This window comes from Amycolatopsis sp. NBC_00355, assembly GCF_036104975.1.
In the GTDB taxonomy this organism is placed as follows: domain Bacteria; phylum Actinomycetota; class Actinomycetes; order Mycobacteriales; family Pseudonocardiaceae; genus Amycolatopsis.
The window spans coordinates 6391415-6407817 of sequence record NZ_CP107982.1 but is presented as its reverse complement, the minus strand read 5'-3'; the positions used below and the strand labels follow the sequence as shown (position 1 = coordinate 6407817).

The following is a 16403-nucleotide window of genomic DNA, read 5'->3' as shown; positions in this document are numbered from 1 at the left end:
CAGCCCTTACCCGGACGGGTGCACGGCGTGATCCGGGTCTCACCCGCGTGGCGGTACAGACCTTTCACGTCACCCGGAAGCGCACCCGCGTACCGGGCCGGGCCTGGGCGAGCGCGCCCAGTGCGGCGGTCCGGACCACCGCGGCCACGGGGTAGCCGCCGGTGGTCGGGTGGTCGGCCAGGAACACCACCGGGAGGCCGCTCGGCGGCACCTGGATCGCGCCCGTGACGACGCCTTCGCTCGGCAGTTCCGTCTCGGCGAACTCCTCGGCCCGGCGCAGTGGCGTGCCGTCGAGACGCAGGCCGACGCGGTTCGACTCCGACGTCACCGTCCACCACGCCGACAGGCCCGCGGCCGGGGACGCCAGCCAATCGTCGCGGGGGCCCGGAGTGACCGGGACGACCAGGTCCGGCGGCGCCGCGGCCGGGACGACGACGTCCGCGCCCGCCGGGACTCCGCGCGCCACGCCGAGCGGGAGGACGTCACCGGCGCTGAGCGGCGAGGGGCCGATGCCCGACAGGACGTCGCGCGAACGGCTGCCCAGCACCTCCTCGACGTCGATCCCGCCGGACACCGCCAGGTAGCAGCGCAACCCCACCGCGGGGGTGCCCACGGCGAGCGTCTGCCCGGTCCGCACCGCCACCGGCGCGTGGGAGCCGACGGAACGGCCGTCGACGTCGACCGCGACCGACGGGCCGGTCACCGCGACCGTCGCCGACGTCGTGAAGCGCACCGAAAGGCCGCCCAGCAGGGCTTCGACGCCGGCGAAGCCTTCAGGGTTGCCGACGAGCCGGTTCGCCAGCCGCAGGGAGGCCGCATCGAGAGCGCCCGACGGCGCCACGCCGAGGTGCGCGTAACCCGGCCGGCCGAGGTCTTCGATCAGCGCGTGGGGGCCCGGCGAGACGACTTCCAGCGACCTCACCGGACGCTCCGGAACCGCACCCGGTCGCCCGGTGCGAGCAGGGCGGGCGGGTCGGCGTGGGCGTCGAACAGGGGCGTGGACGTGTGCCCGAGCAGCCGCCAGCCGCCCGGGGACTCGCGCGGGTAGACGCCGGTGAACTCGCCCGCCAGGCCGACCGCGCCGGCCGGGACGCGGGTGCGGGGCGTCTCCAAGCGCGGCTGCCGCAGGGGGGCCGGAAGTCCGGTCAGGTAGCCGAAACCGGGCGCGAAGCCGGTGAACGCGACCGTGTAGCCGGCGCCCGTGTGGAGGTCGGCGACGGCGTCCGCGGAACAGCCGGCGTCCTGGGCCACCAGGGCGAGGTCCTCGCCGTCGTAGTGGACGTCGAGGGTCACTTCGCGCGGGTCGCCGTCGGGCGGGTGCGTGAGGTCGGCGCCGTCCAGCAACGCGCGTACCGCGGCGACCCCGCCGACGACCAGCAGGCTGCGAGCGCCGGGTACGAGGTCGGTGACGCCGTCCGGGCGCGCGGCGAGCACGGTCGCGTGCGCCGCCCGCATCTGGTCAAGCGAATCGCAGTCCAGCAGGGCGGCGTCCTCGCCACACCGCCGCCAGCGCATGCCGGGTGCCGTCAGCCGACCACGCGGTGCAGCAGGGCCGAGGTGTGCGGCTGCAGCTCCTGGCCCATCATCGCGCGCTCCTCGACGTAGCCGAGGGAGCCCTCGATCAGGCCGTACAGCCGCTGAGCGGCCTTGACGTCCTTCGCGCTGGCCGTGCGGATCACCGCGTCGGTGCCCAGCTCCCAGGACGTCTGGTTGCGCGGCTTGCCGTAGTACAGCTCGACGAGCCCGGTGTTGTGCGTGAGCAGCAGCTCGAGCGTGTCGTCCGCCTGCGGCCGCCAGAACCCGGACTCGCGCGCGGCGGGGCGGATGACGTTGCCCTCGTCGTCGAGCAGCCAGGACCGCGACTCGTGGATCAGGAACGGCCGCCCGTCGTGCGCGATCGTCAGCTGCTGCGCGAACTTGCGGGGGCCTTCGATGGTCGGGTAGTCGACCTCGCCCTCACCGCGCCAGACACCGACCATCGGCAGCAGCGCGAGGCAGGCCTCGTTGAGGTCCGGCCCCTCGCGCAGGTTGGCCGTGTCGTTGGGGATGGGCAGGTCGTCCCACAACGGGAGGTTGCGCGCGCGGGTGCTCTGCGCGCGCATGTCCGCTGCTGCGATGGCGTCGTCGCCGCTGTCGGTCATGGGTCAGCGCTGGTCCGCGTAAAGCCGGTAGACGACGTACACGGCGAACCAGGTGATCGCGACGCCGGCGAGCACCAGCAAGGTCGTAAACAGTGCTTCCACGCCCAGCAGGATAGTCCGCCGCCGCTCACCCGGCCCGGCGCAGGGTCACCGCGGTGAGCACGGTCACCGCGAGCAGCACCACGCCGGCCACACCCATCGCCGCGTGCAGGCCGCTCGGCAGCGTCGCGCCGCCGGCCAGCAGCGCGCCCAGCGCGGCGACGCCGAGGGCGGTGCCGGTCTGGCGGGCGGCGTTGACCGTCGCCGACGCGATCCCGCTGCGGTGGCCCGGCAGCCCGGCCAGCCCGACGATGTTCGACGGCGTCACCGACAGCCCGACCCCGGCGCCGGCCATCGCGAACGCGATCGCCACCAGCCAGTACGGGCTCTGCGCGTCCAGTACCAGGAACGCGAAGGAGCCGACGGCCGCGACGAAGTAGCTGATCGGCAGGAGCCGCTCCGCGCCGTAGCGCGCCGAAAGGCGGCCGGCGGCGAAGGCCGCGACGACGTTCGCCAGCACGTACGGCAGCATCTGGACACCCGCCTCGGTCGCCGTCGCGCCGCGGGCCTGCTGCAGGTAGACGCCGATCAGGAAGACCGCCGGGTAGGCCGCGAACCCGAGGCTCCACGCGGCGAAGATGGCCACCGAGAACCGCGTCCGGGCGAACAGCCGCACCGGCAGCATCGGGTGCTCCGCGCGCAGCTCGACCACGATGAACGCCGTCAGCGCGGCGAGCCCGAGTGCCCCGGTGACCAGCACGGACGCGCTCAGCCCGAGCCGCCCGGCCTCGATCACGGCGAACGTCAGCAGGCCGATCCACAGCGCGCCGAGCACCTGGCCGGTCAGGTCGAGCGCGCCGTGCGCCGGGTCGCGGGACTCGGTGATCCCGCGGCGGCCCAGCACGACGGCGACCAGCCCGATCGGCACGTTGAGCAGGAAGATCGACGGCCAGCCGAACGCGTCCGTCAGCGGGCCGCCGATCAGCGGGCCGAGCACCAGCGCACAGCCCGCGACCGTGCCCCACAGGCCCATCACCCGCGCCCGCGCGGCCGGCTCCGGGAACGCGTGCGCGAGCAACGCGACCGAACCCGGGATCACGGCGGAGGCGGCGAAGCCTTGGATGATCCGGGCGACGACCAGCAGCTCGAGCGTCGGCGCGAGCGCGCAGCCGACCGAGGCGACGGTGAACAGCGCCAGTCCGCACAGGTAGACGAGCTTGCGGCCGTAGCGGTCGCCGAGCGTGCCGCCGGAGAGGATCACGGCGGTGAGCGCCACCGTGTAGCCGTCGATGATCCACTGCAGGCCGCTGAAGCTCGTGCCCAGCGTCCGCTGCATGGTCGGCAGCGCGACGCTCACCACGCTGACGTCGAGCAGGGCCATGAAACTGCCCAGGAACACGGCCACCAGCAGGCCGGCCCGGCGCGTCACAGGAGCGGTGAGGGTCACCTGGACAGCTTGCGACCTCAACCCGGCTCGAGGTCAACTCGTCGCATGCGGACCACCGCGTCCGGGCTGCCGCCGAAAAGCCGTGAGGGGCACCTTCAGGGACATGGTGTCCCTGAAGGTGCCCCTCACGGCAGTGCAGAACTCAGGCGACCGAGATGGCCAGCTGGTGCAGGCCGGGGCCTTCGGCGGTGACGGACGCTTCGCCGTTGCCGCTGCGGTGCAGCGCGCGCACGGTCCACTCGCCCGGCGCCGCGTAGAAGCGGAAGTCGCCGTCGGCCGAGGAGACGACCTCGCCCGTGAAGTCGCCGCCGCCGTCCAGCAGCCGGACGAACGCGCCGCCGACCGGCCCGTCCGCGCCGGTCACCTTGCCGGCCAGGACGACCTGGCCCTTGGTGTCGTAATCCGCCGGCGTGGCCTCTTGGACCGGTGCGCCGCAGCTGTCGTCGACCGCCATCACTTGGCTCCCAACTCGACCGGCACGCCGACCAGCGAGCCGTATTCCGTCCAGGACCCGTCGTAGTTCTTGACGTCCTGGTGGCCCAGCAGCTCGTGCAGCGCGAACCACGCGATGGACGAGCGCTCACCGATGCGGCAGTAGGCGATGGTGCCCTTGCCGGCGTCGATGCCCTGCTCCTTGTAGAGCTCGTCGATCTCGCCCTCGGTCTTGAAGGTGCCGTCCTCGTTGGCGACCTTCGCCCACGGCACGTTCAGCGCGCCCGGGATGTGGCCGGGGACCTGGGACTGCTCCTGCGGCAGGTGCGCCGGGGCGAGCAGCTTGCCGGAGAACTCGTCCGGCGACCGGACATCGACGAAGTTCTTCGCGCCGATGGACTGGACGACCTCGTCGCGGAACGCGCGCAGGGACAGGTCCTGGTCCTTGGCCTTGTAGTCGGTGGCGTCGCGCTTGACCTCGTCGGAGTTCAGCTCGCGGCCGTCGAGCTCCCACTTCTTGCGGCCGCCGTCGAGCAGCTGGACGTTCTCGTGGCCGTAGAGCTTGAAGTACCAGTACGCGTAGGCGGCGAACCAGTTGTTGTTGCCGCCGTAGAGGATCACGCGGTCGTCGTTCGAGATGCCCTTCTCCGACAGGAGCTTCTCGAAGCCCTCTTTGGAGACGAAGTCGCGGCGGACCCCGTCCTGCAGGTCCTTGCGCCAGTCGAACTTCACCGCGCCCCGGATGTGGCCTCCGTCGTACGCGGTGGTGTCCTCGTCGACCTCGGCGAACACGACGCCGGGGGTGTCCAGGTTCTCCTCGGCCCACTGGGTGGTGACCAGGACGTCTTCACGGCTCATGGAGATGAACTCTCTTTCTGGGGATCGAATCAACACAGCGGCGCGAAGCGCCTTCCGTTGAGGGTGGTGGCGGGGGCATGGATGGATTCAGGACGACGCGCGGGCGGGGCTGAAGCGTTTGATCAGCAAGAACATTTCGCAGCCGAGGCAGAAGTTGAAGGCCGCGTTGAGGAAGGCCGCGAAGAGCGCGAAGGCCGTCGCGACGATGCCGAGGGGCGTGATCCCGACGGCGAAGCCGAGGGTGCCGACGAGCGCGAACACGAACCCGACGGCCTGGGCGAACCGCAGCGGCGCCGCGTCCTCCCGCTCGGTCGTCGGGCCGAGGCGCGGGGCCACCAGGTAGCGGTACAGCAGCGAGTACGGCGCGGGCCTGAGCCCGGCGAACGCGCCGATGGCGAAGACGACGGTCTGGATCGCCAGCAGCGGCCACCACTGGGTGACCAGGACGACCGCGAGCACGATCGTCGTCAGGATGGCGGCGAACCGCGGGCCACGCGGGTCGACGGCCGGTCCGGCGGACATGGTTCCTCCAGCTGGAGCGGAGAGAGTGCGTGCGAACGGCACGCGTCAGCGTTTTCAGGCTGGCTGGGGACCGAGGCGAAAAAGACGTCGTTCAGCGCCGGTCGGACTGAACCCGACACAGGCTGCTGCGGACGCGGCAGAAGTCCACTGCGCGCCGCTGCGTCAAGAAGGTGGTCAGCCTGGTCACGGGTGCGAGGGTACCCAGTGCTCCCTCAGAGTGGGAACCACGTTCACACCTTGGGACGATTCCCGCCTGTTGAGACCTTCCGACCCCCTGGACGCATCTTTCCTAGGGAAAGTGACGACGTCGTGTGCGAGTGCGAACGGCGGGTCAGGGGGTTCGCGCGGTGAGGTGCGGGCGCAGCGCGTCCAGTAGGTCGGCGCCTTTCGGGACGCCGCCGACGCGCAGCAGCTCCCGGCCGTCCGGGGTCAGCGCGATCGTGGTCGGCGTCCGCAGCACGGCCAGTGCCTGCGCGACCTCCGGCTGGTTCGTGACGTCCAGCTCGACGTGGTGCAGGCCCTCGGTGCGCTCGGCCAGCGGCTCGAGCACGGCCTTCGCGTGCCGGCAGGGCGCGCAGAAGGTGGTGGAGATCTGGACCAGCGTCACAGCGGACGCCGGGTCGAGCGCGGCGGCGACGGGGCCGGGCAGCTCACGCACGGGCTGGGCGTCCCGCGCCTCCCGCACACGGCCGTTGCGCGCCCGCAGCACGAGCCCGGCGGCCGTCCCGGCCACCAGTACCGCCACGAGCACCCACAGCCCCGTCACCGGCCACTCCTACTTGCTCAGGTCCGCGAAGGAGACGTTCGACGCCTCACCCTTGATCGTCACCGATCCGCTCTGCACCCGCACGCCGGTCGGGGTGACCGACAGCGGCAGGTCCTTCGTCGCGATCGACGCGTTGAAGTTCGGCAGCAGTGCCTTCTGCACCGCCTGGGGAACGACGGTGGTCTCCTGGTCATTCCCGAACTGCAGCCGCTTCGGCGCGAAGGTGATCGTCCCTTGCTTCGCGTCCGCCTCGATCATCGCGAAGCAGAAGATTTCCAGATCCTTGCCCGCGAACTGAAGGTGTCCCGAAATACGGACACCCGTGCTCGACTCGTCGACGGGCTGGCCGTCGGCGGCGGTCGTGGTCGTCGGCGTCGGCTCGGCCTGCCCGGAGTCGCCGTTCTGGACGTAGTCCGTGGTCGCGGGGTCGATCCGCAGGTCCTTGATCTTGTCCAGCGGCGAGATGCGGGCCAGGTCGGCGGCCTTGATGGTGACCGCGCCGGTCAGCTTGCCGATGGTGATGGCCTTGGTGTTGCCGTTCGTGAGGTCCGACAGGGGCGCGGTGACGTCCTCGAGCTCGGCGTTCAGCGCGACGTCCTGGAGCTTGTCGCCGACCGGCACGCCGGCGGCCGACACGCTGATGTGACTGTAGTCACCGCCCAGCGCCTGGGTGAGGAACGGGAAGCCGTGGATGGTGACCGACGGGTCGTCGGTCAGCTGCAGCTGCGTGCGCGCCTTCTGCGAGATCATGTGCTCGGCGAACGCGGCGGCCCCGAAATCGGCGCCGACCAGCAGGAGGACCAGTACCACGAGGGCGATCACCCACCGCCGGCCGCGGCGGCCCCGGCGTTGCGCGTCCGGCCTCGGTGCGGGTCGGTCGTCCCGGGCCACGGGCCTGCTCACCATCGCGTCCGTACTCCTGTTCCGTCGGGGTTCATCGGGGTTCGTCGGGCGCACCGGAGGTTTCTCCAGGTGTGATCGATCCAGCAAGGGTTAGGTACCCGGCCGTTCAGCCGCTATTCTCACTTAGCACCGACTAACGCCACCGTGAGGCGACGACTTGAGAAGGCGGTGCGGCTCATGAGCCTGGACCTTCTGGTACTGACTGCGGAAGCGGATGCCACGTCGGTGCTTCCCGCGCTGGACCTGCTGCCGCACACCGTACGCGTCCGGCCCCCCGAGGTGACCGCCCTGCTCGACGCGGGTCACCGGGACGTCATCCTGCTGGACGCGCGCAGTGATCTGGCCTCGGCCAAGAGCCTCTGCCGGCTGCTCAAGGGCACCGGCGAGGACGAGGCCTCCACCCCGATCATCGCCGTCGTCGGCGAAGGCGGGCTGGTGGCGGTCAGCGCCGAATGGCGCACCGACGACATCCTCCTGCCGACGGCCGGCCCGGCCGAGGTCGACGCCCGGCTGCGGCTGGTCACGACCCGCGACGGCGGTTCCGCGCAGGTCGACGCCGAGCTGCGGGTCGGCGAGCTGGTCATCGACGAGGCGACCTACACCGCGCGCCTCAAGCGGCGCACGCTGGAGCTCACCTACAAGGAGTTCGAGCTGCTCAAGTACCTCGCGCAGCACGCCGGCCGGGTGTTCACCCGCGCCCAGCTGCTGCAGGAGGTCTGGGGCTACGACTTCTTCGGGGGCACCCGCACGGTCGACGTCCACGTCCGGCGGCTGCGCGCCAAGCTGGGCCCGGAGCACGAGCAGATGATCGGCACCGTGCGCAACGTCGGGTACAAGTTCGAGCGGCCGGCCAAGGGGGCGCCGCGGGGGAGCGTGCCGGCGCAGGCGCCCGCCGAAGCCCCGGCCGACACCCCCGAACTCGCGCACTAGGTCCCCCACGCCTTCCAGGACGTTCCGCACAACCGTCGCGTTGCTCCGGTCCCGGGTACGGTCACGGGGTGAGCGGAGACGGCGGGGAATGGCGTCAGGACCTGGACGAGCAGCAGCTCGGGCACGTGCGGCAGCTGCTGCTGGCCGTGCGCGAGGCGGACGGGCGGCCCGAGGTCGAACCCGAAGGCGCGCTGCCGGGCGAGTTCGACGGCGGTGAGCACTTGGTCGCCTGCGTCGAAGACGACGTCGTCGGCTACGCGCACCTCGACACCACGGGCGACTCCTTCGGCCACCAGGTCGCCGAACTGTTCGTGCACCCCGCCCACCGCAACCGCGGGTACGGCGCGAAGCTGCTTCAGGCGCTCGACGAGCGTGCCGCCGTCGGGTTCCGCGTCTGGGCCCACGGCGACCACCCCGCGGCCCGTCAGCTCGCCCTGAGGACCGGGCTGGAGCGCAAGCGCGAACTGCTGATCCTGCACGCCGCCGTCGACGGCGCGGACTGGCCGGAGCCGGCGCTGCGCGAAGGCGTCTCGCTGCGCACTTTCGTGCCGGGACAGGACGAGGACGCCGTCGTCCAGGTCAACGCGCGCGCCTTCGACTGGCACCCCGAGCAGGGCGCCCTGACCGCCGACGACATCCGTGCCGACGAACGGCGGCCGTGGTTCGACGCCGCCGGCTTCTTCCTCGCCGAGCAAAACGGTGAGGTGATCGGCTTCCACTGGACGAAGGTGCACGAGGCCACGCCGGGCCGGTTCGGCGGCGAGCGCGTCGGCGAGGTGTACGTCGTCGGCGTCGACCCGGCCGCGCAGGGCGGCGGCCTCGGCCGGGCGCTGACGCTCGCCGGGCTGCGGTACCTCGCGGACCAGGGGCTGCGGCAGGTGATCCTGTACGTCGAGGGGGACAACGCCCCGGCGCTGGCGGTCTACACCAAGCTCGGGTTCACGCGTCACGAGACCGACGTCCAGTACGGTCGGTGACCACGGTGGACGCCGTGCGAGCAGCTCGTCACTGTGGGCATACGCCCAGGTCACGGCCAGGACACGGCATCCTTTCGGAGTAGTCGCACTGCTCACATCCGGGGCCTTGTTCACTTTGCGTTCATTTGTTCACGGCTGACCGTCCACCAGGGCTGCCTAATGTCCGGATCCGGCGCGGCGAAACACGCCGCTGCCGAACCCGTGATGCTCCTGATGGAGGAAATGCAGTGAAGATCATGCGGCCCCTGAGCGCGGTCGGCATCGTGGCGAGCGCCGCGCTCGTGCTCGCCGCCTGTGGTTCCGACCCCGCGGCGACGAACAGCAGCAGCTCGAACTCGGCTGCCGCCCCGGCCGCCACCGGCACGGCCGACGTGGCGTGCGGCGGCAAGAGCCCGCTCTCCGCCGAAGGCTCGTCGGCACAGAAGAACGCGATCGACATCTTCACGCAGCAGTACAGCAAGAAGTGCTCGGGCCAGCAGGTCAACTACAACCCCAGTGGCTCGGGCGCCGGCGTCAAGCAGTTCAACGCCAACCAGATCGACTTCGGCGGCTCGGACTCGCCGGCCACCGGCGCGGACCTCGAAGCGGCCACCAAGCGCTGCGCGAGCCCCGCCTGGAACATCCCGATGGTCGTCGGCCCGGTGGCCGTCGCCTACAAGCTCTCCGGTGTGGACAAGCTGACGCTGACCCCCTCGGTCATCGCCAAGATCTTCAGCGGTGGCATCACCAAGTGGAACGACCCGGCCATCAAGGCGGTCAAGGGCAACGAGAGCGCGAACCTGCCGGACAAGGCCATCCAGGTCGTCTCCCGCGCCGACGAGTCGGGCACCACCGACAACTTCCAGAAGTACCTGGGCGCGGCGGCGAAGGCCGACTGGACCAAGGGTGCGGGCAAGAAGTTCAACGGTGGCGTCGGCAACGGTGCGCAGGGCTCCAACGGTGTCGCGACCGCGGTGAAGGCCGGCGACGGCGCCATCACCTACGTCGAAGGCGCGTTCGCCAAGGACGGCCTGACCCCGGCGCTGATCGACAGCGGTTCCGGCGGCGTCGAGCTGACGTCGGAGAACGTGGCGAAGTCGCTCGACTCGGCCAAGTTCCTCAAGGACGGCACGAACGACCTCGCGCTCGACCTCAACGGCATCTACGCCAGCAACACCCCGGGTGCCTACCCGCTGCTGCTGACGACCTACGAGATCGTCTGCTCGAAGTACGCGAACGCCGACGTCTCGAAGGCCGTCAAGGCGTTCCTGACCGTGGCCGCCACCGACGGTCAGCAGCCGCTGTCCGCCAAGGGTTACGTCCCGATCCCGCAGTCGCTGCAGACCAAGGTCCTCGCCGCGGTCAAGGCGATCTCCTGACGCGGTCTTGCGACTGCTCCCCGAGTTGATACAGGCTGGTCAGAAGTAGCTGATGAGCGAGTCATCCTCGACGCGAACGCCCACCGGCGACCCCGGTGGGCGTTCGTCGTCCGCCACGACGCCCCCGGAGGATCCGATTTCGGAGCAACCCACCTCGACGGCGGTGCCCGAGCCGCCCGCGAGCGAGAAGCCGAAGAAGGTGCGGCCCGGTGACCGCATCTTCCAGAACCTGACCACCGGGGCCGGGATCTTCGTCGTCGCCTTGATCGGCCTGATCGGGGTCTTCCTGCTCATCCAGGCGATCCCGGCGCTGCAGGCCGACAAGGCCAACTTCCTGTTCAACCACGGCTGGTCGACCAACGACCCCGCCAACATGTCGTTCGGCATCCTCGACCTCCTCGAGGTCACGGTGGCGACGTCGCTGGTGGCGCTGATCATCGCGATGCCGGTGTCGCTGGGCATCGCCTTGTTCCTGACCCACTACGCGCCGAAGCGGCTGGCGCGGCCGTTCGCCTACGTCATCGACCTGCTCGCCGCGGTGCCGTCGATCATCTTCGGCCTCTGGGGCATCCTGGTCTTCGCCCCGGCGATCGAGCCGTTCTCGCAGTGGATCAACGACACCTTCTCGTGGTTCCCGCTGCTGGCGCCGGGCAACGTCGCGCCGAGCGTGCGCGGCACGATCTTCACCGCCGGCATCGTGCTGGCCGTGATGATCCTGCCGATCATCACCTCGCTCTCGCGCGAGGTGTTCGAGCGCACGCCGACCCCGCACCTCGAAGGCGCGCTGGCGCTCGGCGCCACGCGCTGGGAAGTCATCCGCACCACCGTGCTGCCGTTCGGCAAGGCCGGCTACATCGGCGCGTCGATGCTCGGCCTCGGCCGCGCGCTCGGCGAGACGATCGCGCTGGCCGTCATCCTGCTGATCCCGCAGGGCCGCAACTTCGACTGGAGCCTCTTCGACGGCGGTTCGACGTTCGCCTCGAAGATCGCCGCCAACTACAGCGAGTTCAACAACGAGATCTCGGCGGGCGCGTACATCGCGGCCGGCCTCGTGCTGTTCGTGCTCACCTTCCTCGTCAACTTCGCGGCGCGGTCCGTCATCGGCAAGAAGGGAGAGTGAGCATGACCAGCACGCTCGAAGCCCCTGCCACGACACCGGCGTTCCAGCAGGTCAGCCTGGCCCGCAAGGTCAAGAACGGCCTGGCGACCACGCTGGTCTGGCTGTCGTTCCTGATCGCCGTCGTCCCGCTGGTGTGGGTGCTGTACACAGTCGTCGCGAACGGCATCAAGCGCATCCCGTACACCAACTGGTGGTCGCAGGACCTGGGCAACTACCTGTCCGACGAGGTCGGCGGCGGCGTGCTGCACGCCATCATCGGCAGCCTGCTGCAAGGCCTCGTCTGCGCGATCATCGCGGTGCCGATCGGCATGCTCGTCGCGATCTACCTGGTCGAGTACGGCCGGGGCAAGCTCATGAAGGCCACCACCTTCATGGTCGACATCCTTTCCGGTGTCCCGTCGATCGTCGCCGCGCTGTTCATCTACGCGCTCTGGATCACCACGTTCGGCTTGCCGCGCAGCGGTTTCGCCGTGTCGCTGGCCCTGGTGCTGCTGATGATCCCGGTCGTCGTCCGCTCGTCGGAGGAGATGCTGCGGATCGTCCCGGACGACCTGCGCGAGGCGTCGTACGCGCTGGGCGTGCCGAAGTGGAAGACGATCGTGAAGATCGTGCTGCCGACGGCGTTGTCCGGCATCATCGGCGGCATCATGATGGCGCTCGCCCGGGTGATGGGCGAGACCGCGCCGCTGCTGGTCCTGGTCGGCTACTCCGCCTACACGAACTGGGACATCTTCAGCGGCGAGCAGGCGGCGCTCCCGCTGCTGATGAACAACGAGCGCGTCACCAACTCGATGGACCCCGGCTCGGTCGGCTTCGACCGGATCTGGGGCGCGGCGCTGACGCTGGTGCTCATCATCGCGATCATCAACCTCCTCGCCACCGTGTTCGCGCGCCTTGTCGCCCCGAAGAAGAAGTGAGCTGTAGCCATGGCAAAGCGAATCGACGTCAAGGACGTGGACATCTACTACGGCAAGTTCCACGCCGTCGACAATGTCTCCCTGTCCGTGCCGCCCCGTAACGTCACCGCGTTCATCGGCCCGTCGGGCTGTGGCAAGTCGACGGTGCTGCGCACGCTGAACCGCATGCACGAGGTCATCCCCGGCGCGCGCGTCGAGGGCGACGTCCTGCTGGACGGCGAGAACATCTACGCCTCCGCCGTCGACCCGGTCCAGGTGCGCCGCACGATCGGCATGGTCTTCCAGCGCCCCAACCCGTTCCCGACGATGTCCATCCGGGACAACGTCGTCGCCGGGCTGAAGCTGGGCGGCACCAAGAACCGCAAGACCCTCGACGAGATCGGCGAGCGCGCCCTGCGCGGCGCCAACCTCTGGAACGAGGTCAAGGACCGCCTCAACAAACCGGGCGGCGGCCTGTCCGGCGGTCAGCAGCAGCGTCTCTGCATCGCCCGCGCGATCGCGGTGCAGCCGGACGTCCTCCTGATGGACGAGCCGTGCTCGGCCTTGGACCCGATCTCCACACTGGCGATCGAGGACCTGATCGGGGAGCTGAAGAAGGACTACACGATCGTCATCGTCACGCACAACATGCAGCAGGCGGCGCGGGTTTCCGACCAGACGGCGTTCTTCAACCTCGCCGGCGTCGGGCAGCCGGGCCGGCTGGTCGAGCTCAACGACACGGAGAAGATCTTCTCCAACCCGGACGAGAAGGCCACGGAAGATTACATTTCCGGCCGCTTCGGCTGAGTAGTCGTTGTTGTCGAAGGCCTTTCTCGCCGGCGCTCGGGGCCGGCGAGAAAGGCCTTCTTCTTTTCTCGGCACAGTGTCCGAAGTGGATGTTCGAGACTCGTTGTCCGGTAATGGAAAAGGCCCCCGACCGGAGTCGGGGGCCTTTCTTCTCGCTCAGGCTCAGATGTCGTCGTCGGAACCGTAGCCCGGCATCTTGCCGGTGACCACGAAGATCATCCGCTTCGCGACCGACACCGCGTGGTCGGCGTAGCGCTCGTAGAAGCGGCCCAGCAGGGTGACGTCGACCGCCGCGGCCACACCGTGGGGCCACTCGCGGTCCATCAGGACCGTGAACAGGTGGCGGTGGATGTCGTCCACCTGGTCGTCGTCGGACTCGAGCGTCTTCGCCGCCTCGACGTCCTTCGTCTTGATGACCACCTCGGTCTGCCGGGCCAGCTTGACCGCGACCTCGCCCATCTCGGCGAAGTACGGCTTCACGGCCTCGGGCAGCACCGGTTCGGGGTGCCGCCGGCGCGCGGCCTTCGCCACGTGCAGGGCCAGATCGCCCATCCGCTCCAGGCTTTCCGCGGCGTGGATCGCCGCGAGCACGGTCCGCAGGTCGGTCGCCACCGGCGCCTGCAGCGCGAGCAGGGCGTAGGCCTGCTCCTCGCACTCGGCGCGGGCGTCGTCGACCTTCGCGTCGTCGCTGATCACCTGCTCGGCGAGACTGAGGTCGACCTCCAAGAGCGACCGCGTCGCGCGCTCCATGGCGTCGGCGACCTGGAGCGACATGGCCGCCAGGTTGTCGGCGAGCTGTTCGAGTTCGACATGGTAAGCCTCACGCATGGCCCAACCCTACGGGCATCCGTGGCCCAATACCGCATCGCCGGGTGAACCGTACGTGAACCCGGACTAACGATCGTCGCGACTCAGCCGGTGGTGCTGGTCTTCTTGCTCGACGAGGTCTTGGAGGTCGTCTTCGACGAGGACGACGACTTCGACGAGGACGACGACTTCGACGAGCCGGTGGGCGGCGGCTGCTCGCTCTGCGGGATCGGCGCGTTCGGGTCGGGCAGCGCGGTGTTGTTGCGCAGCGCGTCGAACAGCGTCTTCGCCTTGCTGCGGACGAGGACCTCGTTGCCGCGGGTGTTGGGCAGACCGACCGTCGGCACCGTGAGGAACGAGATCTTCGACTGGTCGAGGCCCTTCATCGACTGCGCCAGCGTCATCATCTGCTTGACGCCGAGGTTGTCGCCGAAGGTGGCCTTCGCGAACGCCGTGATGAAGTCGCTGAGCTTGCCGGGGTCGAGGACGACGTCGGACGACATGACCTTCTTCAGCAGCGCGCCGATGAACGCCTGCTGCCGCTTGATCCGGCCGTAGTCGGACGTCGGGTCGCCCTTGACGTGCCGCGCGCGGACGAAGTTCAGCGCCTGGTCGCCGGAGATCGTCACGTCGCCGGTCTCCAGCAGCACCTTGCCGAGGATGGTGTCGTCGATCGGGATCTCGTTGTGGACGGTGACGCCGTGGACCGCGTCGACCATCTCCTTGAAGCCGTTGAAGTCGATCCCGACGAAGTGGTTGATCCGCAGCCCGGTGATCTGCTGGATCACCTTCGTGATGCAGGGCGGCCCGCCGACCGCGTACGCGGTGTTGAGCTTCGCGATCTTCTGGCCGGGGACCTTCTCGTCGGTGTCCTTGTTCTGCGCCGGGTCCCAGCGCTGGCAGTCGGGCCGGTCGATCTCGAGGTCACGCGGGAACGACGTGACGACGACCCGCTGCCGGTCGGCCGGGATGTGCGCCACCATCACGGTGTCCGAGCGCGCGCCCGGCGTGCTGTCCGCGGTGCCGACGCCTTCTTCGGCCCCCGCGCCGTCGCGGGTGTCCGACCCGACCATCAGGAAGTTCTCGTCGTTGGCCTGCGCCGCGGCGTCCTGGATGTCGGACGAGTTCTCGTCGAGCGCCGAGATCTGCGTGAACTTCGCGTCGAAGTAGGTCTGGGCACCCCACGCGCCGCCGACGCCGAGGAACACGAGCCCCGCGACGACCGCGGCGGCGATCCGCCCGAACCGGCTCGCCCGCTCGTTCTTGCGCAGCTTCTTCTCCTGCAGCCGGGTCTGCGCGGCCAGTTCGGCGGCGTCGACCTCGGGCTCGTCGGCCGCCACCGGGGTGACGACGCGCTGAAGCGCCGTACGCGTGCTTTCGATCAGGGAAGCCGGGGAGAGCCGCTCACGGCGTTCGCGCCGCTTCGCCTCTTCGGCGTTCCCCTCGTCGTGCGCGGCCGAGAACCGGGCGAGGGTGTGGTCGATCTTGCGGCGGTACTGCGTCGCCTCGTCGATCGCTTCCATCTCGTCGGTCATGGTCAGCGGGTCGAGCTCGGCGCGCGACGGCACCGCGCCCACGGCGGGCGCGTCGGCCTGCGGGTGCCGGAGAGCGGTGGTGTCGGACGCCGCGGCCGCGGGGCGCTGCGCCGGTGCGTCGGCCTGCGGGCGTCGCGGCGCGGTGGTGTCGCCGGTGGGCCGGGCGCGTCCCGGTGCCGAAGATTCCTTGGCCGCAGCGCGCTTGGCGGCCGGCGAGTCGGCCGGCGGGCGCCGCACGGGCGGGGTTTCCCCGGCAGGGCGGACACGTCCCGGCGCCGACGACTCGTTCGCGGCGGCGCGCTTGGCCGCCGGGCCGTCAGCGGGCTTCGGCGGGGCAGTTGGTGGCCGCTTCACCGGAAACGCGTCGGGCCCCGGGGGGCGCTGGAGTGCCGGCGCGTCCGGCCGCGGCGGCACGGCGCCGTCCGGAGCGGGCGCGGGACGGCGGAGCCGGCGGGGCGGCTGCGGCGCGGCCGACGTCTGCTGCGGGCCAGGGTTCGCGGCCGGCGGGCGGCGCTGGAGTGGGGCCTCGGGCTGCGGGGCGGCGGCCGTCGTGCGGCGGGGCTGCCGCGGCCGCGGGGGGCGCGGTTGACGAGTGGCGTCCGCGGGTACTGGGTTGTCGGCGGGCGGCTGTGCCGGCCGAGGCGCACGAGCGCGGGGCGGCTGCGCGGCCCGGGGCGGTGCGGGCGGCTCGGCACTGTGCCCCCGGTGTCCGGGCTGGTCAGTGCGGTCGGGTTGATCACGCTGCGGGACGGGCCGGACGCCGGTGGTCTTGGCGACGACGTCCGAAACGCTGATCCCGCCCTGGTCCTCCATGGACCGGCGTCTGCCGCTTCGGGGTCGCCCTGGACCGTCGGCGTGGCGACCG

17 protein-coding genes are annotated in these 16403 nt (G+C 70.5%); 6 read left to right on the top strand and 11 right to left on the bottom strand.

The window, feature by feature from the left end; translation table 11 throughout:
* Positions 1-64 precede the first annotated feature (64 nt).
* The 9 genes from OHS18_RS28960 to OHS18_RS28920 all read right to left on the bottom strand — a co-directional run bounded on the left by OHS18_RS28960 (position 65) and on the right by OHS18_RS28920 (position 7111).
* A complete protein-coding gene (locus OHS18_RS28960) occupies positions 65-922 on the bottom strand; it encodes a biotin-dependent carboxyltransferase family protein (protein ID WP_328613045.1) in 858 nt (285 codons plus the stop codon).
* Positions 919-1515 (bottom strand): 5-oxoprolinase subunit B family protein, encoded by a 597-nt coding sequence (locus OHS18_RS28955; RefSeq protein ID WP_328613044.1) that lies wholly within the window; start codon positions 1513-1515, stop codon positions 919-921. Before OHS18_RS28955 ends, OHS18_RS28960 begins: the two co-directional genes overlap by 4 nt.
* An 11-nt stretch (positions 1516-1526) precedes the next feature.
* A complete protein-coding gene (locus OHS18_RS28950; RefSeq protein WP_328447319.1) occupies positions 1527-2141 on the bottom strand; it encodes an FABP family protein in 615 nt (204 codons plus the stop codon).
* A gap of 127 nt (positions 2142-2268) precedes the next feature.
* Positions 2269-3627, bottom strand: coding sequence for a DHA2 family efflux MFS transporter permease subunit (locus OHS18_RS28945; RefSeq protein ID WP_328613043.1), 1359 nt, complete (start codon positions 3625-3627; stop codon positions 2269-2271).
* 142 nt (positions 3628-3769) lie between these two features.
* Positions 3770-4081, bottom strand: a complete 312-nt coding sequence (locus tag OHS18_RS28940; protein WP_323324672.1) for a DUF1416 domain-containing protein — start codon at positions 4079-4081, stop codon at positions 3770-3772.
* Complete coding sequence (locus OHS18_RS28935; protein WP_328447325.1) at positions 4081-4917, bottom strand: sulfurtransferase; 837 nt, start codon at positions 4915-4917, stop codon at positions 4081-4083. The genes OHS18_RS28940 and OHS18_RS28935 overlap by 1 nt, the downstream gene beginning before the upstream one ends.
* An 87-nt stretch (positions 4918-5004) precedes the next feature.
* Entirely contained in the window at positions 5005-5439 is a 435-nt protein-coding gene (locus tag OHS18_RS28930) for a DUF4395 domain-containing protein (RefSeq protein ID WP_328613042.1), read from the bottom strand.
* 331 nt (positions 5440-5770) lie between these two features.
* Positions 5771-6205, bottom strand: a complete 435-nt coding sequence (locus tag OHS18_RS28925; protein ID WP_328613041.1) for a TlpA family protein disulfide reductase — start codon at positions 6203-6205, stop codon at positions 5771-5773.
* 9 nt (positions 6206-6214) lie between these two features.
* A complete protein-coding gene (locus OHS18_RS28920) occupies positions 6215-7111 on the bottom strand; it encodes an LmeA family phospholipid-binding protein (RefSeq protein ID WP_328447332.1) in 897 nt (298 codons plus the stop codon).
* Positions 7112-7285: 174 nt separating this feature from the next.
* Here OHS18_RS28920 and OHS18_RS28915 point away from each other — a divergent pair, with 174 nt between their 5' ends.
* The 6 genes from OHS18_RS28915 to pstB all read left to right on the top strand — a co-directional run bounded on the left by OHS18_RS28915 (position 7286) and on the right by pstB (position 13196).
* Positions 7286-8038 carry a winged helix-turn-helix transcriptional regulator gene (locus OHS18_RS28915; RefSeq protein WP_328447334.1) on the top strand — a complete coding sequence of 251 codons (753 nt, stop codon included), beginning with the start codon at positions 7286-7288 and terminating at the stop codon, positions 8036-8038.
* 68 nt (positions 8039-8106) lie between these two features.
* Positions 8107-9015: a mycothiol synthase gene (mshD, locus tag OHS18_RS28910; RefSeq protein WP_328613040.1), complete on the top strand. Its 909-nt coding sequence runs from the start codon at positions 8107-8109 to the stop codon at positions 9013-9015.
* 227 nt (positions 9016-9242) lie between these two features.
* Positions 9243-10373 carry a phosphate ABC transporter substrate-binding protein PstS gene (gene pstS, locus OHS18_RS28905; protein WP_328447338.1) on the top strand — a complete coding sequence of 377 codons (1131 nt, stop codon included), beginning with the start codon at positions 9243-9245 and terminating at the stop codon, positions 10371-10373.
* A 199-nt stretch (positions 10374-10572) separates the two neighbouring features.
* The gene (gene pstC / locus OHS18_RS28900) at positions 10573-11493 is read left to right on the top strand and encodes a phosphate ABC transporter permease subunit PstC (RefSeq protein ID WP_328459158.1); all 921 of its coding nucleotides are present in this window, start codon (positions 10573-10575) and stop codon (positions 11491-11493) included.
* A gap of 2 nt (positions 11494-11495) precedes the next feature.
* On the top strand, positions 11496-12410 hold the full coding sequence (pstA, locus tag OHS18_RS28895) for a phosphate ABC transporter permease PstA (RefSeq protein WP_328447340.1): 915 nt from the start codon (positions 11496-11498) through the stop codon (positions 12408-12410).
* A 9-nt stretch (positions 12411-12419) separates the two neighbouring features.
* Positions 12420-13196 (top strand): phosphate ABC transporter ATP-binding protein PstB, encoded by a 777-nt coding sequence (gene pstB / locus OHS18_RS28890; RefSeq protein WP_328447342.1) that lies wholly within the window; start codon positions 12420-12422, stop codon positions 13194-13196.
* 162 nt (positions 13197-13358) lie between these two features.
* Here the strand turns inward: pstB and phoU are convergent, their stop codons facing one another.
* The gene (gene phoU / locus OHS18_RS28885) at positions 13359-14024 is read right to left on the bottom strand and encodes a phosphate signaling complex protein PhoU (protein ID WP_328447344.1); all 666 of its coding nucleotides are present in this window, start codon (positions 14022-14024) and stop codon (positions 13359-13361) included.
* A gap of 83 nt (positions 14025-14107) precedes the next feature.
* Positions 14108-15571, bottom strand: coding sequence for an LCP family protein (locus tag OHS18_RS28880; protein WP_328459159.1), 1464 nt, complete (start codon positions 15569-15571; stop codon positions 14108-14110).
* Between the last annotated feature and the right edge of the window lie 832 nt (positions 15572-16403).